Annotated in this window: 34 protein-coding genes; 1 reads left to right on the top strand and 33 read right to left on the bottom strand. The window is 54.9% G+C overall.

Features of this window, described 5'->3' with window-relative positions:
• The first annotated feature begins 32 nt into the window (after positions 1–32).
• Positions 33–2,867, top strand: coding sequence for an excinuclease ABC subunit UvrA (gene uvrA, locus B7L09_RS20675; protein ID WP_094470392.1), 2,835 nt, complete (start codon positions 33–35; stop codon positions 2,865–2,867).
• Between the two features lie 67 nt (positions 2,868–2,934).
• On the opposite strand, the gene bfr is transcribed toward uvrA, so the two are convergent.
• The 33 genes from bfr to rpsG all read right to left on the bottom strand — a co-directional run bounded on the left by bfr (position 2,935) and on the right by rpsG (position 22,899).
• Positions 2,935–3,399: a bacterioferritin gene (gene bfr, locus B7L09_RS20670; RefSeq protein ID WP_094470391.1), complete on the bottom strand. Its 465-nt coding sequence runs from the start codon at positions 3,397–3,399 to the stop codon at positions 2,935–2,937.
• Between the two features lie 155 nt (positions 3,400–3,554).
• Positions 3,555–5,003, bottom strand: a complete 1,449-nt coding sequence (locus tag B7L09_RS20665; protein WP_094470390.1) for a catalase — start codon at positions 5,001–5,003, stop codon at positions 3,555–3,557.
• A gap of 209 nt (positions 5,004–5,212) precedes the next feature.
• A complete protein-coding gene (rplQ, locus tag B7L09_RS20660; protein ID WP_007918448.1) occupies positions 5,213–5,599 on the bottom strand; it encodes a 50S ribosomal protein L17 in 387 nt (128 codons plus the stop codon).
• Positions 5,600–5,640: 41 nt separating this feature from the next.
• The gene (locus tag B7L09_RS20655; RefSeq protein WP_003176403.1) at positions 5,641–6,642 is read right to left on the bottom strand and encodes a DNA-directed RNA polymerase subunit alpha; all 1,002 of its coding nucleotides are present in this window, start codon (positions 6,640–6,642) and stop codon (positions 5,641–5,643) included.
• Positions 6,643–6,664: 22 nt separating this feature from the next.
• On the bottom strand, positions 6,665–7,285 hold the full coding sequence (gene rpsD / locus B7L09_RS20650) for a 30S ribosomal protein S4 (protein WP_003210056.1): 621 nt from the start codon (positions 7,283–7,285) through the stop codon (positions 6,665–6,667).
• A gap of 18 nt (positions 7,286–7,303) precedes the next feature.
• Positions 7,304–7,693, bottom strand: coding sequence for a 30S ribosomal protein S11 (rpsK, locus tag B7L09_RS20645; RefSeq protein WP_002555466.1), 390 nt, complete (start codon positions 7,691–7,693; stop codon positions 7,304–7,306).
• A 30-nt stretch (positions 7,694–7,723) separates the two neighbouring features.
• Positions 7,724–8,080 (bottom strand): 30S ribosomal protein S13, encoded by a 357-nt coding sequence (gene rpsM, locus B7L09_RS20640; RefSeq protein ID WP_003210063.1) that lies wholly within the window; start codon positions 8,078–8,080, stop codon positions 7,724–7,726.
• Between the two features lie 129 nt (positions 8,081–8,209).
• Positions 8,210–8,326, bottom strand: a complete 117-nt coding sequence (rpmJ, locus tag B7L09_RS20635) for a 50S ribosomal protein L36 (protein WP_002555468.1) — start codon at positions 8,324–8,326, stop codon at positions 8,210–8,212.
• Between the two features lie 27 nt (positions 8,327–8,353).
• A complete protein-coding gene (secY, locus tag B7L09_RS20630) occupies positions 8,354–9,682 on the bottom strand; it encodes a preprotein translocase subunit SecY (RefSeq protein ID WP_016969470.1) in 1,329 nt (442 codons plus the stop codon).
• Positions 9,683–10,120, bottom strand: a complete 438-nt coding sequence (rplO, locus tag B7L09_RS20625) for a 50S ribosomal protein L15 (RefSeq protein WP_003176407.1) — start codon at positions 10,118–10,120, stop codon at positions 9,683–9,685.
• 3 nt (positions 10,121–10,123) lie between these two features.
• Complete coding sequence (rpmD, locus tag B7L09_RS20620; RefSeq protein WP_003186033.1) at positions 10,124–10,300, bottom strand: 50S ribosomal protein L30; 177 nt, start codon at positions 10,298–10,300, stop codon at positions 10,124–10,126.
• Positions 10,301–10,302: 2 nt separating this feature from the next.
• Positions 10,303–10,803 carry a 30S ribosomal protein S5 gene (gene rpsE, locus B7L09_RS20615; protein ID WP_003176409.1) on the bottom strand — a complete coding sequence of 167 codons (501 nt, stop codon included), beginning with the start codon at positions 10,801–10,803 and terminating at the stop codon, positions 10,303–10,305.
• A gap of 3 nt (positions 10,804–10,806) precedes the next feature.
• The gene (gene rplR, locus B7L09_RS20610) at positions 10,807–11,157 is read right to left on the bottom strand and encodes a 50S ribosomal protein L18 (protein WP_003186037.1); all 351 of its coding nucleotides are present in this window, start codon (positions 11,155–11,157) and stop codon (positions 10,807–10,809) included.
• A gap of 10 nt (positions 11,158–11,167) precedes the next feature.
• Positions 11,168–11,701: a 50S ribosomal protein L6 gene (gene rplF / locus B7L09_RS20605; RefSeq protein WP_003176412.1), complete on the bottom strand. Its 534-nt coding sequence runs from the start codon at positions 11,699–11,701 to the stop codon at positions 11,168–11,170.
• A 12-nt stretch (positions 11,702–11,713) separates the two neighbouring features.
• Positions 11,714–12,106 carry a 30S ribosomal protein S8 gene (rpsH, locus tag B7L09_RS20600; RefSeq protein ID WP_010566853.1) on the bottom strand — a complete coding sequence of 131 codons (393 nt, stop codon included), beginning with the start codon at positions 12,104–12,106 and terminating at the stop codon, positions 11,714–11,716.
• A gap of 208 nt (positions 12,107–12,314) precedes the next feature.
• Positions 12,315–12,620, bottom strand: a complete 306-nt coding sequence (gene rpsN / locus B7L09_RS20595; protein WP_003176414.1) for a 30S ribosomal protein S14 — start codon at positions 12,618–12,620, stop codon at positions 12,315–12,317.
• Positions 12,621–12,633: 13 nt separating this feature from the next.
• Entirely contained in the window at positions 12,634–13,173 is a 540-nt protein-coding gene (gene rplE / locus B7L09_RS20590) for a 50S ribosomal protein L5 (protein WP_003176415.1), read from the bottom strand.
• Between the two features lie 20 nt (positions 13,174–13,193).
• The gene (gene rplX, locus B7L09_RS20585) at positions 13,194–13,508 is read right to left on the bottom strand and encodes a 50S ribosomal protein L24 (protein WP_003176416.1); all 315 of its coding nucleotides are present in this window, start codon (positions 13,506–13,508) and stop codon (positions 13,194–13,196) included.
• A gap of 11 nt (positions 13,509–13,519) precedes the next feature.
• Positions 13,520–13,888 (bottom strand): 50S ribosomal protein L14, encoded by a 369-nt coding sequence (rplN, locus tag B7L09_RS20580; protein WP_002555479.1) that lies wholly within the window; start codon positions 13,886–13,888, stop codon positions 13,520–13,522.
• Between the two features lie 23 nt (positions 13,889–13,911).
• Positions 13,912–14,178: a 30S ribosomal protein S17 gene (gene rpsQ / locus B7L09_RS20575; protein ID WP_003176419.1), complete on the bottom strand. Its 267-nt coding sequence runs from the start codon at positions 14,176–14,178 to the stop codon at positions 13,912–13,914.
• 2 nt (positions 14,179–14,180) lie between these two features.
• Complete coding sequence (gene rpmC / locus B7L09_RS20570; protein ID WP_002555481.1) at positions 14,181–14,372, bottom strand: 50S ribosomal protein L29; 192 nt, start codon at positions 14,370–14,372, stop codon at positions 14,181–14,183.
• Entirely contained in the window at positions 14,372–14,785 is a 414-nt protein-coding gene (gene rplP, locus B7L09_RS20565; protein ID WP_003232424.1) for a 50S ribosomal protein L16, read from the bottom strand. The genes rpmC and rplP overlap by 1 nt, the downstream gene beginning before the upstream one ends.
• Positions 14,786–14,797: 12 nt before the next feature.
• Positions 14,798–15,484, bottom strand: a complete 687-nt coding sequence (gene rpsC / locus B7L09_RS20560; protein ID WP_003176422.1) for a 30S ribosomal protein S3 — start codon at positions 15,482–15,484, stop codon at positions 14,798–14,800.
• 13 nt (positions 15,485–15,497) lie between these two features.
• Positions 15,498–15,830, bottom strand: a complete 333-nt coding sequence (gene rplV / locus B7L09_RS20555; protein WP_003103908.1) for a 50S ribosomal protein L22 — start codon at positions 15,828–15,830, stop codon at positions 15,498–15,500.
• Positions 15,831–15,841: 11 nt separating this feature from the next.
• Positions 15,842–16,117, bottom strand: a complete 276-nt coding sequence (rpsS, locus tag B7L09_RS20550) for a 30S ribosomal protein S19 (RefSeq protein WP_002555486.1) — start codon at positions 16,115–16,117, stop codon at positions 15,842–15,844.
• Between the two features lie 16 nt (positions 16,118–16,133).
• Positions 16,134–16,958, bottom strand: coding sequence for a 50S ribosomal protein L2 (gene rplB, locus B7L09_RS20545; RefSeq protein WP_003210080.1), 825 nt, complete (start codon positions 16,956–16,958; stop codon positions 16,134–16,136).
• Positions 16,959–16,972: 14 nt separating this feature from the next.
• Positions 16,973–17,272: a 50S ribosomal protein L23 gene (rplW, locus tag B7L09_RS20540; protein WP_002555488.1), complete on the bottom strand. Its 300-nt coding sequence runs from the start codon at positions 17,270–17,272 to the stop codon at positions 16,973–16,975.
• Positions 17,269–17,871, bottom strand: a complete 603-nt coding sequence (gene rplD, locus B7L09_RS20535; RefSeq protein ID WP_003210082.1) for a 50S ribosomal protein L4 — start codon at positions 17,869–17,871, stop codon at positions 17,269–17,271. Before rplD ends, rplW begins: the two co-directional genes overlap by 4 nt.
• A gap of 12 nt (positions 17,872–17,883) precedes the next feature.
• The gene (gene rplC, locus B7L09_RS20530; RefSeq protein ID WP_007253310.1) at positions 17,884–18,519 is read right to left on the bottom strand and encodes a 50S ribosomal protein L3; all 636 of its coding nucleotides are present in this window, start codon (positions 18,517–18,519) and stop codon (positions 17,884–17,886) included.
• An 81-nt stretch (positions 18,520–18,600) separates the two neighbouring features.
• Positions 18,601–18,912 (bottom strand): 30S ribosomal protein S10, encoded by a 312-nt coding sequence (gene rpsJ / locus B7L09_RS20525; protein ID WP_003186070.1) that lies wholly within the window; start codon positions 18,910–18,912, stop codon positions 18,601–18,603.
• 156 nt (positions 18,913–19,068) lie between these two features.
• Positions 19,069–20,262 (bottom strand): elongation factor Tu, encoded by a 1,194-nt coding sequence (tuf, locus tag B7L09_RS20520; RefSeq protein WP_094470389.1) that lies wholly within the window; start codon positions 20,260–20,262, stop codon positions 19,069–19,071.
• 30 nt (positions 20,263–20,292) lie between these two features.
• Positions 20,293–22,398 carry an elongation factor G gene (gene fusA, locus B7L09_RS20515; protein ID WP_015886136.1) on the bottom strand — a complete coding sequence of 702 codons (2,106 nt, stop codon included), beginning with the start codon at positions 22,396–22,398 and terminating at the stop codon, positions 20,293–20,295.
• 30 nt (positions 22,399–22,428) lie between these two features.
• Positions 22,429–22,899 (bottom strand): 30S ribosomal protein S7, encoded by a 471-nt coding sequence (gene rpsG / locus B7L09_RS20510; protein WP_002555493.1) that lies wholly within the window; start codon positions 22,897–22,899, stop codon positions 22,429–22,431.
• Positions 22,900–23,000 lie beyond the last annotated feature (101 nt).

Here is a 23,000-nt window from a genome sequence, read left to right as displayed (position 1 = left end):
TACATTATTTACGCCCGCCGTGCGAGGCCATCTTGGACAAGATCCTGATTCGTGGGGCTAGAACCCACAACCTGAAGAACATCGACCTGACCCTGCCCCGGGACAAACTGATCGTCATCACCGGCTTGTCCGGGTCCGGCAAATCGTCCCTGGCGTTCGACACGCTGTATGCCGAAGGTCAGCGTCGCTATGTAGAGTCGCTGTCAGCCTATGCCCGGCAATTCCTGTCGATGATGGAAAAGCCTGACGTCGACACCATTGAAGGTTTGTCGCCGGCGATTTCCATCGAGCAAAAGTCGACCTCCCATAACCCGCGCTCCACCGTGGGCACCATTACCGAAATCTACGACTACCTGCGCCTGCTGTACGCGCGCGTGGGTATTCCGCGCTGCCCGGACCACGATATTCCCCTGGAAGCCCAGACCGTCAGCCAAATGGTCGACCTGGTGCTGGCCCAGCCTGAGGGCGCCAAGCTGATGCTGCTGGCGCCGGTCATTCGTGAGCGCAAGGGCGAACACCTTTCGGTCTTTGAAGAGCTGCGCGCCCAGGGTTTTGTGCGGGCCCGGGTCAACGGCAGGATCTGCGAACTGGATGAACTGCCGAAGCTGGATAAGCAAAAGAAGCATTCGATTGATGTAATAGTCGACCGCTTCAAGGTCCGCGCCGATCTGCAACAGCGTCTGGCGGAATCGTTCGAAACCGCGCTGAAGCTGGCGGATGGCATTGCGCTGGTTGCGCCGATGGATGACGAGCCGGGTGAAGAAATCATCTTCTCCGCACGTTTTGCCTGTCCGATCTGCGGGCATGCCATCAGCGAGCTGGAACCCAAGCTGTTTTCCTTCAACAACCCGGCAGGCGCCTGCCCGACGTGTGATGGTCTGGGGGTAAAGCAGTTCTTCGACATCAAGCGCCTGGTCAATGGTGACCTGACGTTGGCGGAGGGCGCGATACGCGGCTGGGACAGGCGTAACGTCTACTACTTCCAGATGCTCGGGTCGTTGGCATCCCACTATAAATTCAGCCTGGAAGTGCCGTTCAACCAACTGCCGGCAGAGCAGCAGAAAGTTATCCTGCACGGCAGTGGTTCGCAGAACGTCGACTTCAAGTACCTGAACGACCGTGGCGATATCGTCAAACGCTCGCACCCGTTCGAGGGCATCGTGCCGAACCTGGAGCGGCGTTACCGNGAAACCGAGTCGGCTTCTGTGCGTGAAGAGCTGGCCAAGTTCCTCAGCACCCAGCCTTGCCCGGATTGCCGTGGCACCCGCCTGCGTCGCGAGGCGCGGCACGTCTGGGTGGGCGAGAAGACGCTGCCGGCGGTGACCAATCTGCCGATTGGCGATGCTTGTGAGTATTTCGGCATACTGAAGCTCACGGGCCGTCGCGGTGAAATTGCTGACAAGATCCTCAAGGAAATCCGCGAGCGCTTGCAGTTCCTGGTTAACGTGGGCCTCGACTATCTTTCGCTGGATCGCAGTGCCGACACGTTGTCCGGCGGTGAAGCTCAGCGAATTCGCCTGGCCAGTCAGATTGGCGCCGGCCTGGTGGGGGTTCTATACATCCTCGATGAGCCGTCGATCGGTCTGCATCAGCGCGATAACGATCGGTTGCTCGGCACGCTCAAGCACCTGCGCGACATCGGCAACACGGTGATCGTGGTCGAGCATGACGAAGATGCTATTCGCCTGGCCGACTACGTGGTGGACATCGGGCCGGGGGCGGGGGTCCACGGTGGGCATATTGTTGCCGAAGGGACGCCGGCCGAAGTGATGGCGCATCCTGATTCGTTGACCGGCAAATACCTGTCAGGCCGAGTGAAGATCGCGGTTCCAGCCAAACGCACACCGCGTAACAAGAAGTTGTCGCTGTCGCTCAAGGGCGCTCGCGGCAACAACTTGCGCAATGTCGACCTGGACATTCCGATTGGTCTGTTGACGTGCGTGACCGGTGTGTCCGGCTCGGGCAAGTCGACGCTGATCAACAACACGCTGTTTCCCTTGAGCGCTACGGCACTCAATGGTGCAACGACGCTTGAGGCGGCCGCTCACGATAGCATCAAGGGGCTGGAGCATCTGGATAAGGTCGTCGATATCGACCAGAGCCCGATTGGCCGCACACCGCGTTCCAACCCGGCGACCTATACCGGGTTGTTCACGCCGATCCGTGAGTTGTTCGCCGGCGTGCCGGAATCCCGTTCCCGTGGTTATGGCCCGGGCCGCTTCTCCTTCAACGTGAAGGGCGGACGCTGTGAAGCGTGTCAGGGCGATGGCTTGATCAAGGTTGAGATGCACTTCCTGCCGGACATCTACGTGCCGTGCGATGTGTGCAAGAGCAAGCGCTACAACCGCGAAACCCTGGAGATCAAATACAAGGGTAAAAACATCCACGAAACCCTGGAGATGACCATCGAGGAAGCGCGGGTGTTCTTCGACGCGGTGCCTGCGTTGGCACGCAAGCTGCAGACCTTGATGGATGTGGGCCTGTCGTACATCAAGCTGGGGCAATCGGCGACGACGCTGTCGGGGGGTGAGGCCCAGCGGGTGAAACTGTCCCGCGAGCTGTCCAAACGCGATACCGGCAAGACGCTGTACATCCTCGATGAGCCGACTACGGGCCTGCACTTTGCCGATATTCAGCAATTGCTGGATGTTCTGCACCGCTTGCGTGACCACGGCAACACAGTGGTGGTGATCGAGCACAACCTTGATGTGATCAAGACCGCTGACTGGTTGGTGGACCTGGGGCCGGAAGGCGGCTCCAAGGGTGGNCAGATCATTGCTGTCGGAACACCGGAGGAAGTGTCCGAGATGAAGCAGTCTCACACCGGCTTCTACCTCAAGCCGCTGTTGGCTCGCGACAAGGCCTGAATTGGGCCCACGAAAAAGCCCCTGTCACTTCATCGGTGACAGGGGCTTTTTTTGTATCGGGTGTCAATCAGGCGTGGGATTGCAGGTAGTTCTCAAGACCGATCAACTTGATCAGACCCATCTGCTTTTCAAGCCAGTAGGTGTGGTCTTCTTCAGTGTCATGCAATTGAACCCGCAGCATCTCGCGGCTGACATAGTCGTTGTGCTGCTCGCAGAGTTCGATGCCCTTGCAGAGCGCGGCACGCACCTTGTATTCGAGGCGAAGGTCAGCGGCGAGCATGTCAGGCACCGTGGTGCCCACATCCAGGTCGTCTGGACGCATACGCGGCGTGCCTTCGAGCATGAGGATGCGGCGCATCAGTGCGTCGGCGTGCTGCGCTTCTTCTTCCATCTCGTGATTGATTCGTTCGTAGAGCTTGGTGAAACCCCAGTCCTCATACATCCGCGAATGAACGAAATATTGATCACGCGCGGCCAGTTCGCCCGTCAGCAACGTGTTGAGGTAATCGATTACGTCGGGGTGACCTTGCATCGCCCTACATCTCCCTGCTTGAAAGTCTGTAGTTTGAACCAAGGAGACTGTTTGGTCACTCCGCTTGCGCGATAAAAGCGAAGATATTCTGAGAAAAGTGGTTCAAATAACGCAAAAACCGCCCAAATGAGGGCGGTTCTGCTTATCGTTTAGAGTCAGTTAAGCGATACACCCAACGCCTTTGCGATTGCTTCTCCATACGCCGGATCGGCCTTGAAGAAGTGCTGCAATTGACGATCTATCACATCACCGGAAACGCCGGCCATGGCTCCGGCAATGTTGTTGACCAGCAGTGTTTTCTGCTCGTCAGTCATCAGGCGAAACAGCGCCCCGGCGTGGCTGTAGTAGTCAGTGTCTTCACGATGATCGTAACGATCAGCGGCACCGCTCAATGCCAACGGTGGCTCAGCGTAGCGAGGCGCTTGTTTCGGCGAATCGACGTAGCTGTTCGGCTCATAGTTAGGTGCTGCACCGCCATTGCTGCCGAATGCCATCGAACCATCGCGCTGATAGCTATTCACCGGACTGCGAGGTGCGTTCACCGGCAATTGCTGATGGTTGGTGCCGATGCGGTAGCGATGCGCGTCGGCATAAGCGAACACGCGGCCCTGGAGCATTCGATCTGGCGACAGGCCAACGCCCGGGACCATGTTGCTCGGGCCGAATGCCGCTTGCTCGACTTCGGCAAAGTAGTTTTGCGGATTGCGGTTGAGCTCCAGCTCGCCGACTTCGATCAGCGGAAACTCCTTCTGCGACCAGGTTTTGGTCACATCGAACGGGTTTTCATAATGCGCCGCAGCCTGGGCCTCGGTCATGATCTGAATGCATACACGCCATTTCGGGAAGTCACCACGCTCGATCGCACCAAACAAGTCACGCTGCGCGTAATCAGGGTCTGTACCAGCCAGNCGTGCNGCTTCAGCCGGCGCCAGATTCTTGATCCCTTGCTGTGTCTTGTAATGCCACTTCACCCAGTGCCGCTCGCCATTGGCGTTGATCAAGCTGTAGGTGTGGCTACCAAAGCCGTGCATGTGACGATAGCCGTCAGGAATACCGCGGTCGGAGAACAGAATAGTGACCTGGTGCAGTGCTTCTGGAGAGTGCGACCAGAAGTCCCACATCATCTGCGCACTTTTCAGGTTGCTTTGCGGCAGGCGCTTTTGGGTGTGGATAAAGTCCGGAAACTTCAGCGGGTCGCGGATGAAGAATACTGGCGTGTTGTTGCCGACGATGTCCCAGTTACCTTCCTCGGTGTAGAACTTCAGGGCAAAGCCACGTGGATCGCGCTCGGTATCGGCCGAACCACGTTCGCCGCCAACCGTAGAAAAGCGCAGGAACGTCGGCGTTTGCTTGCCGACCGATTCAAACAATTTGGCGCTGGTGTACTGAGTAATGTCACGGGACACAGTGAACGTGCCGTAAGCACCCGAGCCTTTGGCGTGCACACGGCGCTCGGGGATGTTCTCGCGATTGAAGTGGGCAAGCTTCTCGATCAGGTGAAAGTCGTCGAGCAGCAGCGGGCCACGAGGGCCGGCGGAACGGGAATTCTGGTTGTCGGCGACAGGAGCGCCACTGGCGGTGGTCAGCGTTTTATTTTGACTCATGCGATCTCTTCCTCTGTCAGTCTTTAACTGCCGGCTAATCGGCTGAAGGGGAGTATTGATCACGAACGTTACAGCTACAAATTCATTACGTTGTAGCCATCGATAGAAAATTACTAATTACCTTTCTGGTTATGCCTTGTTGGCAATGCTTTTCGAGCGCGCACAAAAAACCGGGCACTAGGCCCGGTTCTTCGTTTCAGACTGTCGTCTTACTCGGCGCTTACAGCTTCGCCGGCAGTAGCACGATCAACCAACTCGACGTACGCCATAGGCGCGTTGTCGCCAGTGCGGAAACCGCACTTGAGGATGCGCAGGTAGCCACCCTCACGGGTAGCATAACGCTTGCCCAGGTCGTTGAAGAGCTTACCAACGATAGCTTTCGAACGAGTACGGTCGAAAGCCAGACGGCGGTTAGCCAGGCTGTCTGTCTTGGCCAAAGTGATCAGCGGCTCAGCAACGCGACGCAGTTCTTTAGCTTTCGGCAGTGTAGTTTTGATCAGCTCGTGCTCGAACAGCGACACCGCCATGTTTTGGAACATGGCCTTGCGGTGCGAGCTGGTACGGCTCAGGTGACGACCACTTTTACGATGACGCATGGTTCATTCCTTACCAAACTCACGTTCGGTGATTACGACGATCAGGCAGTCGCCTTGTCGTCCTTCTTAAGACTTGCAGGCGGCCAGTTGTCGAGGCGCATGCCGAGGGACAGACCGCGGGAGGCCAGAACGTCCTTGATTTCAGTCAAGGATTTCTTGCCCAGGTTCGGAGTCTTCAACAGTTCTACTTCGGTACGCTGAATCAGGTCACCGATGTAGTAAATGTTTTCCGCCTTAAGGCAGTTAGCCGAACGTACAGTCAGTTCCAGATCGTCAACCGGGCGAAGCAGGATCGGATCGATCTCGTCTTCCTGCTCGATTACCACTGGTTCGCTGTCACCTTTGAGGTCGACGAACGCAGCCAACTGCTGTTGCAGAATGGTTGCAGCGCGGCGAATAGCCTCTTCAGGATCCAGAGTACCGTTGGTTTCCAGATCAATAACCAGCTTGTCCAGGTTAGTACGCTGCTCGACACGGGCGTTTTCCACCACGTATGCGATACGGCGAACCGGGCTGAACGAAGAGTCAAGCTGCAAGCGACCAATGCTGCGGCTTTCGTCTTCATCGCTCTGACGCGAGTCGGCCGGTTCATAACCACGACCACGAGCTACAGTGAGCTTCATGTTCAGGGCGCCGTTAGACGCCAGGTTAGCGATTACGTGATCGGGGTTAACGATCTCGACATCATGATCCAGCTGAATATCGGCAGCGGTAACCACCCCCGAACCCTTCTTCGACAAGGTCAGCGTAACTTCGTCACGACCGTGCAGCTTGATAGCCAGACCTTTAAGGTTCAACAGGATTTCAATTACGTCTTCCTGTACACCTTCGATGGCGCTGTACTCGTGGAGCACACCGTCAATCTCGGCCTCGACTACTGCACAGCCGGGCATTGAGGACAACAGGATGCGGCGCAGCGCGTTGCCCAGGGTGTGGCCAAAACCACGCTCGAGAGGCTCGAGAGTGATCTTGGCGCGGGTTGGACTGACAACCTGCACATCAATGTGGCGGGGTGTCAGGAACTCATTTACCGAAATCTGCATGGATGCACCTATTTTCTAGCCCTTACTTGGAGTAGAGCTCGACAATCAGGCTTTCGTTGATGTCGGCGGACAGATCACTGCGAGCAGGAACGTTCTTGAAAACGCCCGACTTCTTCTCAGTGTCTACTTCTACCCATTCTACGCGGCCACGTTGGGCACACAGATCGAGAGCTTGGACAATGCGAAGTTGGTTTTTTGCTTTCTCGCGAATCGCGACCACGTCACCAGCACGAACCTGGTAAGACGGCACGTTAACGGTTTGGCCGTTTACGCTGACGGATTTGTGCGATACCAGCTGACGGGATTCGGCACGAGTCGAACCAAAGCCCATACGGTATACAACGTTGTCCAGACGGCATTCGAGCAGTTGCAGCAGGTTTTCACCGGTTGCACCTTTCTTGCCAGCAGCTTCTTTGTAGTAGCCGCTGAACTGGCGCTCGAGAACGCCGTAGATACGACGGACCTTCTGCTTTTCACGCAGTTGGGTGCCGTAATCGGACTGGCGACCGCGGCGTTGGCCGTGGATACCAGGTGCTGCTTCAATGTTGCACTTCGATTCGATCGCGCGCACGCCGCTCTTCAGGAAGAGATCGGTGCCTTCGCGACGAGCGAGTTTGCATTTTGGACCAATGTAACGAGCCATTCTTTACAATCTCCTGGATTACACGCGGCGCTTCTTCGGCGGACGGCACCCGTTGTGCGGGATTGGCGTCACGTCGGTGATGCTGGCGATCTTATAGCCACAGCCGTTCAAAGCACGGACAGCAGACTCACGACCTGGACCTGGACCTTTGACGTTAACGTCGAGGTTTTTCAGGCCGTATTCCAGCGCAGCTTGACCAGCACGTTCAGCAGCTACTTGAGCAGCGAACGGGGTGGACTTGCGGGAACCGCGGAAACCCGAACCACCAGAGGTAGCCCAAGACAGCGCGTTACCTTGACGGTCGGTGATGGTCACGATTGTGTTGTTAAAAGATGCATGGATGTGGGCGATGCCATCAACCACTGTCTTTTTAACTTTTTTACGAGGACGAGCAGCAGGTTTTGCCATGATTAATTTCCTGTCGATTCGCGTGGGCGATTACTTGCGGATCGGCTTACGCGGACCTTTACGGGTACGCGCGTTAGTCTTGGTACGCTGACCGCGTACTGGAAGACCGCGACGATGACGCAGACCACGGTAGCAACCGAGGTCCATCAAACGCTTGATTTTCATGTTGATTTCGCGACGCAGGTCACCTTCAGTGGTGAACTTCGCCACTTCGCCACGCAACAGCTCAATCTGCTCGTCGCTCAGATCTTTGATCTTTGCGGCTGGGTTTACCCCAGTATCTGCGCAAATTTTCTGCGCAGTAGTGCGACCAACACCATAGATGTAGGTCAGCGAGATAACAGTGTGCTTGTTATCTGGAATGTTAACGCCTGCAATACGGGCCATTCAGTGGGACTCCAATTGACAGCTACCTACGCCCCGGAAGCCAAGAAATAGGGCGCGAGATAATATCGCTGTAATAACAAATAATCAACCCGGCAGCGCACTAGCTGCCGGGCTTCAAGCGGATCACACTCAGCCTTGGCGCTGTTTGTGACGCGGTTCCGCGCTGCAAATTACTCGAACAACACCTTCGCGGCGAATAATTTTGCAGTTACGGCACAGCTTTTTCACCGATGCACGAACTTTCATCACCAACTCCTCGAACCTTATGGGTACTCAGCGCAACATGCCGCTGCCGTAACCCTTCAGGTTGGCTTTCTTCATCAGGGATTCGTACTGGTGCGAAACGAGGTGCGATTGTACTTGGGACATGAAGTCCATCACAACCACGACCACGATCAGCAACGAGGTCCCGCCAAGGTAGAACGGAACGTTTGCTGCAACCACCAGGAACTGGGGCAACAAGCACACGGCCGTCATATATAGAGCACCGAACAGGGTCAAACGAGTCAGAACGCCATCAATGTAGCGTGCAGACTGCTCACCTGGACGGATGCCCGGAATAAAGGCACCGGACTTCTTCAGGTTTTCCGCTACGTCTTTCGGATTGAACATCAACGCCGTATAGAAGAAGCAGAAGAAAATAATCCCTGCACTAAACAGCAGAATATTCAACGGCTGACCAGGAGCGATCGACTGAGAGAGGTCCTGCAGCCAGCCCATATTTTCAGACTGACCAAACCAGGTACCCAACGAAGCCGGAAACAGCAAAATGCTGCTCGCGAAAATTGCCGGAATTACACCGGCCATATTCACTTTCAGCGGCAAGTGGCTGGTCTGCGCAGCAAAAACCTTGCGGCCCTGCTGACGCTTGGCGTAGTGAACAGCAATACGACGCTGACCACGCTCAATGAACACCACAAAACCGATAATCGCTACTGCCAGCAAACCGATGGCAACCAGAGCGAAGATGTTGATATCACCCTGACGTGCAGACTCGAAAGACTGCCCAATTGCTCTCGGAAGACCGGCGACGATACCTGCGAAAATCAACATCGAGATACCGTTACCAACACCACGCTCAGTAATCTGCTCACCCAGCCACATCATGAACATCGCACCAGCCACAAACGTGGATACTGCGACGAAATAGAAGCCAAAGTCACCAGTGAACGCAACGCCCTGCCCCGCCAAACCAACGGACATGCCGATAGCTTGAACCAGGGCGAGAACGACAGTGCCGTAGCGGGTGTACTGGCTAATCTTGCGACGGCCAGCTTCACCTTCCTTCTTCAACTGCTCCAGCTGCGGGCTGACGGCGGTCATCAGTTGCATGATGATCGATGCCGAAATGTACGGCATGATCCCCAGTGCAAAGATACTCATCCGTTCCAGCGCGCCGCCGGAAAACATGTTGAACAAGCTAAGAATGGTCCCCTCATTCTGTCGAAACAGGTCCGCGAGTCGGTCCGGGTTGATACCTGGAACCGGGATGTGTGCGCCTATTCGGTAGACGATAATCGCCAGGAACAGAAAACGCAGACGAGCCCAAAGTTCAGACATACCGCCTTTGCCGAGCGCTGAGAGAGCACCTTGCTTAGCCATTTATTCCTCGAACTTGCCGCCAGCTGCTTCGATAGCCGAACGCGCACCTTTGGTGGCGCCGATTCCCTTGCCGATAGTGACAGCGCGAGTCACTTCACCGGACAGCATGATTTTCACACGCTGTACGTTGACGTTGATCACGTTGGCATCTTTCAGGGTCTGCACAGTAACGATGTCGCCTTCCACTTTAGCCAGCTCGGACAGACGCACTTCTGCGCGATCCATGGCTTTCAGGGATACGAAACCGAACTTAGGCAGGCGACGATGCAGCGGCTGTTGACCGCCTTCAAAGCCAGGAGCGATGGTGCCACCGGAGCGGGAGGTTTGACCTTTGTGGCCACGGCCACCAGTCTTACCCAAACCGCTACCGATACCACGGCCCGGACGATGCTTTTCGCGACGGGAACCCGGCGCTGGACTCAGATCATTGAGTTTCATCGATTAACCCTCTACACGCAGCATGTAGTAAGCCTTGTTGATCATCCCGCGATTCTCGGGAGTATCCAGGACTTCTACAGTGTGACCGATGCGACGCAGACCCAAACCTTTAACGCACAGTTTGTGGTTAGGGATGCGGCCGGTCATGCTTTTGATCAGCGTTACTTTAACGGTAGCCATGATCAGAAGATCTCCTTGACAGTCAAGCCGCGCTTGGCAGCAATGGACTCAGGAGATTGCATAGCTTTCAAACCCTTGAAAGTGGCGTGAACCACGTTTACCGGGTTAGTCGAGCCGTAGCACTTGGCCAGAACGTTCTGAACGCCAGCAACTTCGAGGACAGCACGCATAGCGCCGCCAGCGATGATACCGGTACCTTCAGAAGCAGGCTGCATGTACACCTTCGAAGCGCCATGGGCAGACTTCATTGCGTACTGCAGCGTGGTGCCGTTCAGATCAACTTGGATCATGTTGCGACGAGCAGCTTCCATTGCCTTCTGGATCGCAGCAGGCACTTCACGTGACTTGCCACGGCCGAAGCCAACACGCCCTTTACCATCACCCACCACGGTCAACGCGGTGAAAGTGAAGATACGGCCGCCTTTAACGGTTTTGGCTACGCGGTTAACTTGAACCAGCTTCTCAATGTAGCCTTCGTCGCGCTTTTGGTCGTTATTTGACATAACTTAGAACTCCAGCCCAGCTTCACGAGCAGCATCAGCCAGCGCTTTCACGCGACCGTGGTACTTGAAGCCAGAGCGGTCGAAAGCCACTTGCGAGACGCCAGCGGCCTTAGCACGCGTAGCGACCAGCTGGCCAACCTTAGTGGCCGCGTCGATGTTGCCAGTGGCACCATCACGCAGTTCTTTATCCAAAGTCGAGGCGCTTGCCAGGACTTTGTTGCCGTCGGCCGAGATGACCTGGGCGTAGATGTGCTGCGACGAGCGGAACACGCAGAGACGCACGACTTCGAGTTCGTGCATTTTCAGGCGTGCTTTGCGAGCGCGACGCAGTCGAGTAACTTTTTTGTCGGTCATTTGCTATGCCCTACTTCTTCTTGGCTTCTTTACGACGGACGACTTCGTCCGCGTAGCGCACACCTTTGCCTTTGTACGGCTCTGGTGGACGGAAGTCGCGGATCTCAGCGGCCACCTGACCTACCAGCTGCTTATCAATACCCTTGATCAGGATATCGGTTTGGCTAGGGGTCTCAGCGGTGATGCCTTCCGGCAGTTCGTAATCCACTGGGTGCGAGAAGCCAAGGGCCAGGTTCAAAACCGTGCCTTTTGCTTGCGCTTTGTAACCAACACCGACCAGCTGGAGCTTACGCTCGAAGCCTTGGCTTACGCCTTGGACCATGTTGTTTACCAACGCACGCGTGGTACCGGCCATTGCGCGAGTTTGTTGATCGCCATTGCGAGCAGCGAAACGCAGCTCACCAGCTTCTTCAACGATCTCAACGGACGAATGGATATTCAGTTCAAGAGTGCCCTTGGCACCCTTCACCGAAAGCTGTTGGCCTGCGAATTTTACTTCGACACCGGCTGGCAGCTTAACGGGGTTCTTAGCGACGCGAGACATGCTTATCCCCCCTTAGAACACAGTGCAAAGAACTTCGCCGCCGACACCGGCAGCGCGCGCAGCACGATCCGTCATCACACCTTTGTTGGTGGAGACGATAGACACGCCCAGACCGCCACGAACTTTCGGCAGATCTTCGGCGGACTTGTACTGACGCAGGCCTGGACGGCTAACGCGCTTCACTTCCTCGATGACCGAACGGCCTTCGAAGTACTTCAGCTCGATGGACAGCAGTGGCTTGGTTTCGCTGCTGATCTGATAACCCGCAATGTAGCCTTCGTCTTTCAGGACTTTGGCAACAGCTACCTTCAACTTGGAAGATGGCATGCTTACGACGGACTTTTCAGCCATCTGGGCATTACGGATACGAGTTAGCATGTCCGCTAACGGGTCCTGCATACTCATGGGCTAGACGCTCCTAATACAAAAAAATTAGCCTTGCGGCTACATATGTCGCCGAGAATCTCCGAGCGCAAAACACACGGGCTCAGGCGAGCCGCGTATTTTAGACACACTCCAGAAATGAAACAAGCCCCAAAAGGGGCTTGTTCCAGATTCAAGGCCACCGGCGGTCAGTATCTTGCGATACCAACCGCCTGGACTCTGAAAGTACTTACCAGCTGGCTTTAACCAGACCTGGTACGTCACCACGCATTGCCGCTTCACGCAGTTTGTTACGGCCAAGGCCGAACTTGCGGTAAACGCCGTGTGGACGACCGGTCAGGCGGCAGCGGTTACGCATGCGCGAAGCGCTTGCGTCACGTGGCTGCTTCTGCAGAGCTACTGTAGCTTCCCAACGTGCTTCTGGACTTGCGTTCAGATCAACGATGATTGCTTTCAGTGCTGCACGCTTCTTGGCGTACTTGGCAACCGTGAGCTGACGCTTCAGCTCGCGGTTTTTCATGCTCATCTTGGCCATGGTCCTACTCCAATCAGTTGCGGAACGGGAATTTGAACGCACGCAGCAGAGCGCGGCCTTCATCATCGTTCTTGGCAGTGGTGGTCAGGGTGATGTCCAGACCGCGAAGAGCATCGATCTTGTCGTAGTCGATTTCCGGGAAGATGATCTGCTCTTTCACGCCCATGCTGTAGTTACCACGACCATCGAAGGACTTGGCATTCAGGCCGCGGAAGTCGCGGACCCGAGGCAGGGAGATCGACAGCAGACGATCCAGGAATTCGTACATACGCTCACGGCGCAGAGTCACTTTGACGCCGATCGGCCAACCTTCACGGACTTTAAAGCCAGCGATGGATTTCCGAGCGTAAGTCACAACGACTTTTTGACCGGTGATCTTTTCCAGGTCAGCAACGGCGTGTTCGATGACTTTTTTGTCGCCGACCGCTTCGCCCAGACCCATGTTCAGGGTGATTTTGGTAACGCGTGGAACTTCCATCACGTTCGAAAGCTTAAGTTCTTCCTTAAGCTTCGGTGCGATTTCTTTCCAGTAAATCTCTTTTAGTCGTGCCATGGTCTTCTACCTAGCAGTGTTCAAGCATCAACCGCTTTTTGGGTCGACTTGAAGACACGAATTTTCTTGCCATCTTCTACTTTGAAACCAACGCGGTCAGCCTTGTTGGTTTCGCCGTTGAAAATGGCGACGTTAGAAGCATCCAGCGGAGCTTCTTTTTCGACGATACCGCCTTGTACGCCCGACATCGGGTTAGGCTTGGTATGACGCTTAACCAGGTTCAGACCGCCGATAACCAGACGGTTATTAGCGAGAACCTTAAGCACCTTACCGCGCTTACCTTTGTCTTTGCCGGCGATCACGATGATCTCGTCGTCACGACGAATCTTTTGCATGTCGGATCTCCTTACAGCACTTCTGGGGCGAGCGAGACGATCTTCATGAACTTCTCAGTACGAAGTTCACGGGTCACTGGCCCAAAGATACGGGTGCCGATCGGCTCTTGCTTGTTGTTCAGAAGAACAGCAGCGTTGCCATCAAAGCGGATAATGGAGCCATCTGCACGGCGTACGCCGTGACGAGTGCGGACTACAACAGCAGTCATCACTTGGCCTTTTTTCACCTTACCGCGAGGAATTGCTTCCTTCACGGTAACTTTGATGATGTCACCGATACCAGCGTAACGACGATGGGAGCCACCCAGCACCTTGATGCACATAACACGGCGAGCGCCGCTGTTATCGGCCACATCGAGCATGGATTGAGTCTGAATCATATAATTTCTCCGACCCCTAGTCCTTAGACTTCCACAGCGCGTTCGAGAACATCAACCAGTGCCCAAGACTTAGTCTTGGCCAGCGGACGAGTTTCACGAATAGTGACTTTGTCGCCGATGTGGCACTGGTTGGTTTCGTCGTGCGCGTGCAGCTTAGTCGAACGCTTAACATATTTACCGTAGATCGGGTGCTTAACGCGACGCTCGATCAAAACGGTGATGGTTTTGTCCATCTTGTCGCTGACAACACGGCCAGTCAGCGTACGGACAGTCTTTTCGGCTTCAGCCATGATCACTTACCTGCCTGCTGGTTGAGCACAGTCTTCACGCGAGCAATGTCACGCTTAACTTGCGAGAGCAGATGAGACTGCCCCAACTGGCCAGTTGCTTTCTGCATACGCAGATTGAACTGGTCGCGCAGCAGGCCGAGCAGTTGCTCGTTCAGCTGCTGTGCGGATTTTTCACGAAGTTCATTCGCTTTCATCACATCACCGTCCGTTTAACAAAGGCGGTGGCGAGCGGCAGCTTTGCAGCAGCCAGGGCAAAAGCCTCACGCGCCAGCTCTTCAGTTACACCCTCGATTTCATACAGGACTTTGCCTGGCTGAATCTGGGCTACCCAGTATTCCACGTTACCCTTACCTTTACCCATCCGAACTTCGAGGGGCTTTTTGGAAATCGGCTTGTCCGGGAATACACGGATCCAGATCTTGCCGCCACGTTTAACGTGACGGGTCAGAGCACGACGCGCTGACTCGATCTGACGAGCGGTGAGACGACCACGAGCTACAGACTTCAGCGCGAACTCGCCGAAGCTGACTTTGCTACCGCGCTGAGCCAGACCACGGTTGTGGCCTGTCATCTGCTTGCGGAACTTCGTACGCTTTGGTTGCAACATTTGGCGTACCCCTTACTTAGCAGCTTTTTTACGAGGCGCTGGTGCTTGTGGTTTCAGTTCTTCTTGGCGACCACCAATTACTTCGCCTTTGAAGATCCAAACCTTTACACCGATCACACCGTAAGTGGTGTGAGCTTCGTAGTTGGCATAGTCGATGTCGGCACGCAGGGTGTGCAGTGGCACACGACCTTCGCGATACCATTCAGTACGTGCGATTTCAGCACCGCCGAGACGACCGCTCACTTGGATTTTGATGCCTTTGGCACCAATGCGCATGGCGTTCTGTACGGCGCGCTTCATAGCGCGACGGAACATTACGCGACGCTCCAGCTGCTGAGCTACGCTCTGCGCAACCAGCATACCGTCGAGCTCCGGCTTACGGATCTCTTCGATATTGATGTGCACAGGCACACCCATTTGCTTGGTCAGGTCCTGACGCAGTTTCTCAACATCTTCACCTTTCTTCCCGATAACGATACCTGGACGAGCGGTGTGGATGGTGATACGTGCAGTTTGCGCCGGACGATGGATATCGATACGGCTTACGGACGCGCTTTTTAGTTTGTCTTGGAGATACTCACGCACCTTCAGATCAGCGAACAAATAGTCCGCATAAGTCCGACCGTCTGCGTACCAGACGGAGGTGTGCTCCTTGACGATTCCCAGGCGAATGCCAATGGGATGTACTTTCTGACCCATCTCTTCGACTCCGTTACTTGTCAGCAACCTTGACAGTGATATGGCAAGACCGCTTGACGATGCGATCAGCACGGCCTTTGGCACGTGGCATGATGCGCTTCAGCGAACGCCCTTCGTTGACGAAAACGGTGCTGACCTTCAGGTCATCAACGTCTGCGCCTTCGTTATGCTCGGCGTTGGCTACGGCCGACTCCAGCACTTTCTTCATGATCTCGGCGGCTTTCTTACTGCTGAAAGCCAACAGGTTGAGCGCTTCGCCCACCTTCTTCCCGCGGATCTGGTCGGCGACCAAGCGGGCTTTCTGGGCGGAGATTCGAGCGCCCGACAACTTAGCGGCTACTTCCATTTCCTAACCCCTTAACGCTTGGCTTTCTTGTCTGCCACGTGCCCACGATAAGTGCGGGTACCGGCAAACTCGCCTAGTTTGTGGCCGACCATGTCTTCGTTAACGAGAACTGGGACGTGTTGACGACCGTTGTGTACTGCGATGGTCAGACCGACCATTTGTGGCAGGATCATCGAACGACGCGACCAGGTTTTCACCGGTTTGCGATCATTCTTTTCCGCCGCCACTTCGATCTTCTTCAGTAGGTGAAGATCAATAAAAGGACCTTTTTTCAGAGAACGTGGCACTGTCGTATCCCTCTATTTACTTGCGACGACGGACGATCATTTTGTCGGTACGCTTATTACCACGAGTCTTCGCGCCCTTAGTCGGGAAGCCCCATGGCGATACCGGATGACGACCACCAGAGGTACGACCTTCACCACCACCGTGTGGGTGGTCAACCGGGTTCATGGCAACACCACGAACGGTTGGGCGAACGCCACGCCAGCGTTTGGCACCAGCTTTACCCAGCGAACGCAGGCTGTGCTCGGAGTTCGAGACTTCACCCAGGGTCGCGCGGCATTCAGCCAGCACTTTACGCATCTCACCAGAACGCAGACGCAGGGTCACGTAGACACCTTCACGAGCGATCAGCTGAGCCGAAGCACCAGCGGAACGAGCGATTTGCGCGCCTTTACCTGGCTTCAATTCGATGCCGTGTACGGTGCTACCAACTGGAATGTTACGCAGTTGCAGAGCGTTGCCCGGCTTGATCGGTGCCAGAGCACCTGCGATCAGCTGGTCACCAGCACTCACGCCTTTAGGGGCGATGATGTAGCGACGCTCGCCATCTGCGTACAGCAGCAGAGCGATGTGAGCAGTACGGTTTGGATCGTATTCGATACGTTCGACAGTGGCAGCGATGCCATCTTTGTCGTTGCGACGGAAGTCGACCAGACGATAATGCTGTTTATGGCCACCACCAATGTGACGAGTGGTAATACGACCATTGTTGTTACGACCACCAGTCTTCGATTTCTTCTCGAGCAGCGGTGCGTGAGGAGCGCCTTTATGCAGCTCCTGGTTGACCACCTTGACCACAAAACGGCGGCCAGGGGAAGTCGGTTTGCATTTAACGATTGCCATGATGCACCCCTTCCTTACTCAGCACTGCTGCTGAAATCGAGATCTTGGCCTGGCTGAAGGGAGATAACTGCCTTCTTCCAGTCATTACGCTTGCCCAGACCGCGAGCAGTGCGCTTGCTCTTACCCAGAACATTCAGGGTAGTAACACGCTCAACTTTCACGCTGAACAGGCTTTCGACGGCCTTCTTGATTTCCAGCTTGGTTGCGTCAGTTGCAACCTTGAAAACGAACTGGCCTTTCTTGTCAGCCAGAACCGTAGCCTTTTCGGAAACGTGCGGGCCAAGCAGAACTTTAAATACGCGTTCCTGGTTCATCCCAGCAGCTCCTCGAATTTCTTCACGGCCGACACGGTGATCAACACCTTGTCGTATGCGATCAGACTAACTGGATCGGAACCTTGCACGTCACGTACATCAACGTGTGGCAGGTTGCGAGCAGCCAGGTACAGGTTCTGATCAACAGCTTCAGACACGATCAAGACGTCAGTCAGGCCCATGCCGTTCAGCTTGTTCAGCAGATCTTTGGTTTTCGGTGCTTCAACAGCGAAGTCCTGAACCACAACCAGACGATCAGTACGCACNAGTTCAGCAAGGATGGAGCGCAATGCTGCGCGGTACATCTTCTTGTTGAGCTTCTGAGTGTGATCCTGTGGACGAGCTGCGAAAGTGGTACCACCGCCACGCCAGATTGGGCTACGGATAGTACCGGCACGAGCGCGGCCAGTACCTTTCTGACGCCAAGGGCGCTTACCGCCACCACGAACGTCGGAACGGGTCTTTTGCTGCTTGCTACCTTGACGGCCGCCGGCCATGTAGGCCACGACTGCTTGGTGAACCAGCGTCTCGTTGAACTCGCCGCCAAACGTCAGTTCGGAAACTTCGATCGCTTGAGCGTCATTTACATTTAATTGCATGTCAGCTTCCCCTTAACCGCGAGCCTTGGCCGCTGGACGTACAACCAGGTTGCCGCCAGTAGCGCCAGGAACAGCACCCTTGACCAACAACAGATTGCGTTCAGCGTCGACGCGCACTACTTCGAGGGACTGCACGGTCACGCGCTCAGCGCCCATATGACCGGACATTTTTTTGCCCTTGAATACACGACCAGGAGTCTGGCACTGGCCAATAGAGCCCGGGACGCGGTGGGAAACGGAGTTACCGTGAGTGTTGTCTTGGCCACGGAAATTCCAACGCTTGATCGTACCCTGGAAGCCTTTACCTTTGGACTGACCGGTTACATCAACCAGTTGACCAGCAGCGAAGATTTCAGCGTTGATCAGATCGCCAGCCTGGTAGTCACCCTCTTCAAGACGGAACTCCATAACAGTGCGACCAGCTGCAACGTTTGCTTTAGCGAAGTGACCTGCTTGAGCAGCAGTCACGCGCGAAGCACGACGCTCGCCGACAGTGACTTGCACTGCACGATAGCCATCGGTCTCTTCAGTTTTGAACTGGGTGACGCGATTCGGTTCGATCTCAATGACCGTAACCGGAATGGAGACACCTTCTTCGGTGAAAATACGGGTCATACCGCATTTACGACCGACTACACCAATAGTCATGTTGTAAACCTCATGAGTGTACGGGGCTTTCACCCGCTATGGCCGCCCATTTCAGAGCGTTACACGACTAAGACCCAAGTCTTAGCCGAGGCTGATCTGTACTTCCACACCGGCCGCCAGATCAAGCTTCATAAGTGCATCAACGGTTTTATCCGTTGGCTGGACGATGTCCAGTACGCGCTTATGAGTACGGATCTCGTACTGGTCACGCGCGTCTTTGTTGACGTGCGGGGAGACCAGAACGGTGAACCGCTCTTTACGGGTAGGCAGTGGAATTGGACCACGCACTTGTGCACCAGTACGTTTCGCGGTTTCCACGATTTCCTGGGTGGATTGGTCGATCAGGCGATGGTCAAAAGCCTTCAACCTGATACGGATTTGCTGATTTTGCATTGGATTTCAGACTCCGGCTGCTATTCCCAGCGAGCGCAATACGCCCGTTAAAAGGAGGCGCAATTCTATAGACGGCCCAGATAGGTGTCAACCCAATAAAAAAGGCCCCCGCTGAGCGGGGGCCTTTTCAAAACATCAAGGCAATCTCAAAAGAGATTACTCGATGATTTTAGCTACAACGCCAGCACCAACGGTACGGCCGCCTTCGCGGATAGCGAAACGCAGACCGTCTTCCATTGCGATGGTTTTGATCAGGGTAACAACCATTTTGATGTTGTCGCCTGGCATAACCATTTCAACGCCTTCCGGCAGCTCGCAGTTACCAGTCACGTCAGTAGTACGGAAGTAGAACTGTGGACGGTAGCCTTTGAAGAACGGAGTGTGACGACCGCCTTCTTCTTTGCTCAATACGTACACTTCAGCTTCGAACTTGGTGTGCGGCTTAACCGAACCTGGCTTAACCAGAACCTGGCCACGCTCAACGTCGTCACGCTTGGTACCACGCAGCAGAACGCCGCAGTTCTCGCCAGCACGACCTTCGTCGAGCAGCTTACGGAACATTTCAACACCGGTGCAGGTGGTGACAGTAGTGTCACGCAGACCAACGATTTCCAGTGGATCTTGAACCTTAACGATACCGCGCTCGATACGACCAGTCACAACAGTACCACGACCGGAGATCGAGAATACGTCTTCGATTGGCATCAGGAACGGCTTGTCGATAACACGAACTGGATCTGGNATGTAGCTGTCCAGAGTTTCAACCAATTTACGAACGGACGTGGTGCCCATTTCGTTATCGTCTTTGCCTTTCAGAGCCATCAGAGCAGAACCGATGATGATCGGAGTGTCGTCACCTGGGAAGTCGTAAGTGCTCAGCAGATCGCGCACTTCCATCTCAACCAGTTCCAGCAGCTCAGCGTCGTCTACCAGGTCAGCCTTGTTCAGGTAAACCACGATGTACGGAACGCCAACCTGACGGGACAGCAGGATGTGCTCACGGGTCTGTGGCATCGGACCATCAGCGGCCGAACAAACCAGAATCGCGCCGTCCATCTGGGCAGCACCGGTGATCATGTTCTTCACATAGTCAGCGTGACCTGGGCAGTCAACGTGAGCGTAGTGACGGATCAGCGAGTTGTATTCAACGTGCGCGGTGTTGATGGTGATACCACGAGCTTTTTCTTCTGGTGCGCTGTCGATTTTGTCGAAAGCAACGATTGCCGAACCGAAAACTTCGGAGCAGACGCGAGTCAGAGCAGCGGTCAGAGTGGTTTTACCGTGGTCAACGTGACCGATGGTGCCAACGTTGACGTGCGGTAGGGAACGATCAAATTTTTCTTTAGCCACGACAATTAACTCCTTGCCTAAAGGACTGAATCAGCCTTGTTTTTTGGATACAGTTTCAGCGATGTGCGCCGGAGCTGTGTTGTATTTTTTGAATTCCATAGAGTAGCTTGCGCGACCCTGAGACATGGAGCGAACGTCGGTCGCATAACCGAACATCTCACCCAACGGAACCTCGGCGCGAATCACTTTGCCGGAAACCGTGTCTTCCATGCCCAAGATCATGCCGCGACGACGGTTAAGGTCGCCCATGACATCACCCATATAGTCTTCAGGTGTAACAACTTCTACCGCCATGATTGGCTCAAGCAACTCACCACCGCCCTTCTGGGCCAGTTGCTTGGTTGCCATGGAAGCAGCCACCTTAAACGCCATCTCGTTGGAGTCGACGTCGTGGTAAGAACCGTCAAAAACGGTTGCTTTCAGGCCGATCAGCGGATAGCCGGCAACAACACCGTTCTTCATCTGCTCTTCGATACCCTTCTGGATAGCAGGGATGTATTCCTTAGGAACCACACCACCTACTACTTCGTTCACGAATTGCAGACCTTCCTGACCTTCGTCAGCAGGAGCAAAACGGATCCAGCAGTGACCGAACTGACCACGACCGCCGGACTGACGAACGAACTTGCCTTCGATTTCACAGTTCTTCGTGATGCGCTCACGATAGGAAACCTGAGGCTTACCGATGTTGGCTTCGACGTTGAACTCACGGCGCATCCGATCAACCAGGATGTCCAGGTGCAACTCGCCCATGCCGGAGATGATCGTTTGACCAGTCTCTTCATCAGTTTTGACGCGGAAAGATGGATCTTCCTGAGCAAGCTTGCCCAGAGCGATACCCATTTTTTCCTGGTCATCCTTGGTCTTAGGCTCTACGGCAACCGAAATAACCGGCTCCGGGAAGTCCATGCGAACCAGGATGATTGGCTTGTCAGCGTTGCACAAAGTCTCACCGGTGGTGACGTCCTTCATGCCGATCAAGGCCGCGATGTCACCAGCGCGTACTTCCTTGATCTCTTCACGGGCGTTTGCGTGCATTTGCACCATACGACCCACGCGCTCTTTTTTGCCTTTAACCGAGTTGATCACGCCGTCGCCGGAGTTCAACACGCCCGAGTAAACGCGGACGAAGGTCAAGGTACCCACGAATGGGTCAGTGGCAATTTTAAATGCCAGAGCGGAGAACGGTTCTGCGTCGTCTGCATGACGCTCCAGCTCGATAGTCTCGTCATCCGGGTCAGTACCCTTGATGGCAGGAATATCCACTGGCGCAGGCAGGTAGTCGATAACGGCGTCGAGAACCAGGGGAACACCCTTGTTCTTGAACGAGGAACCGCAAACAGCCAAGACGATCTCACCAGCGATAGTACGCTGACGCAGAGCGGCCTTGATTTCCACGTTGGTGAGTTCTTCACCTTCGAGGTACTTGTTCATCAGCTCTTCGTTGGCTTCGGCCGCAGCTTCAACCATGTTGTTGCGCCATTCGTCAGCCAGTTCCTGCAGTTCAGCAGGGATAGGCTTGCGAACTGGAACCATGCCTTTGTCAGCGTCATTCCAGTAAACAGCTTCCATGGTCAGCAGATCGATCTGGCCCTGGAAGTTGTCTTCGGAACCGATAGCCAACTGGATTGGCACCGGGGTGTGACCCAGGCGCTGCTTGATCTGACCGATCACGCGCAGGAAGTTAGCACCGGCACGGTCCATCTTGTTTACATAAACAAGACGTGGAACGCCGTATTTGTTGGCTTGACGCCATACGGTTTCCGACTGAGGCTCAACACCCGAGGTACCGCAGAACACAACGACAGCGCCGTCGAGTACGCGCAGGGAACGTTCAACTTCAATAGTGAAGTCTACGTGGCCCGGGGTATCGATTACGTTGAAGCGGTGCTCATCCTTGTACTGCTTCTCGGAACCTTTCCAGAAGGCGGTAATAGCAGCAGAAGTAATGGTAATACCACGCTCCTGCTCCTGAACCATCCAGTCTGTGGTCGCGGCGCCGTCATGCACCTCGCCCATCTTGTGACTTTTGCCGGTGTAAAACAGTACGCGCTCGGTGGTGGTGGTTTTACCAGCATCCACGTGAGCAACGATACCGATGTTACGGTAGCGGCTAATCGGAGTAGTACGAGCCATAAAGCCCTCGCAAAATTAGTGAAGCTAAGATTAGAAGCGGTAGTGCGAGAAAGCTTTGTTAGCTTCAGCCATACGGTGCACGTCTTCACGCTTCTTAACAGCAGCACCTTTACCTTCAGCAGCGTCCAACAGTTCGCCAGCCAAACGCAGAGCCATAGACTTCTCGCCGCGCTTACGGGCGAAGTCTACCAACCAGCGCATTGCCAGGGCGTTACGACGGGACGGACGAACTTCAACCGGAACCTGGTAAGTAGCACCGCCTACACGGCGCGACTTCACTTCGACCAGCGGAGCGATGGCGTCGAGAGCTTTCTCGAAGATTTCCAGGGGGTCGCTGTTCTTGCGTTCTTTAACCTTTTCCAGCGCGCCATAAACGATACGCTCGGCAACGGCTTTCTTGCCGCTTTCCATCACGTGGTTCATGAACTTGGCCAGAATTTGGCTTCCGTATTTTGGATCGTCAAGCACTTCGCGCTTGGCTGCTACGCGTCTTCTTGGCATGGATAAGCCCTCAAACGGTCTTCAGGTTCGCTCGGAATCGGTGCCCTTGCGGGACGCCTCCGACCTTACTCTTATCGACTCAGAAAAAAAGANAATCAGTT

This window comes from Pseudomonas mandelii, assembly GCF_002251635.1.
GTDB classification, from domain to species: Bacteria; Pseudomonadota; Gammaproteobacteria; order Pseudomonadales; family Pseudomonadaceae; genus Aquipseudomonas; species Aquipseudomonas mandelii_B.
This window is presented reverse-complemented; position numbering and strand designations above follow the sequence as displayed.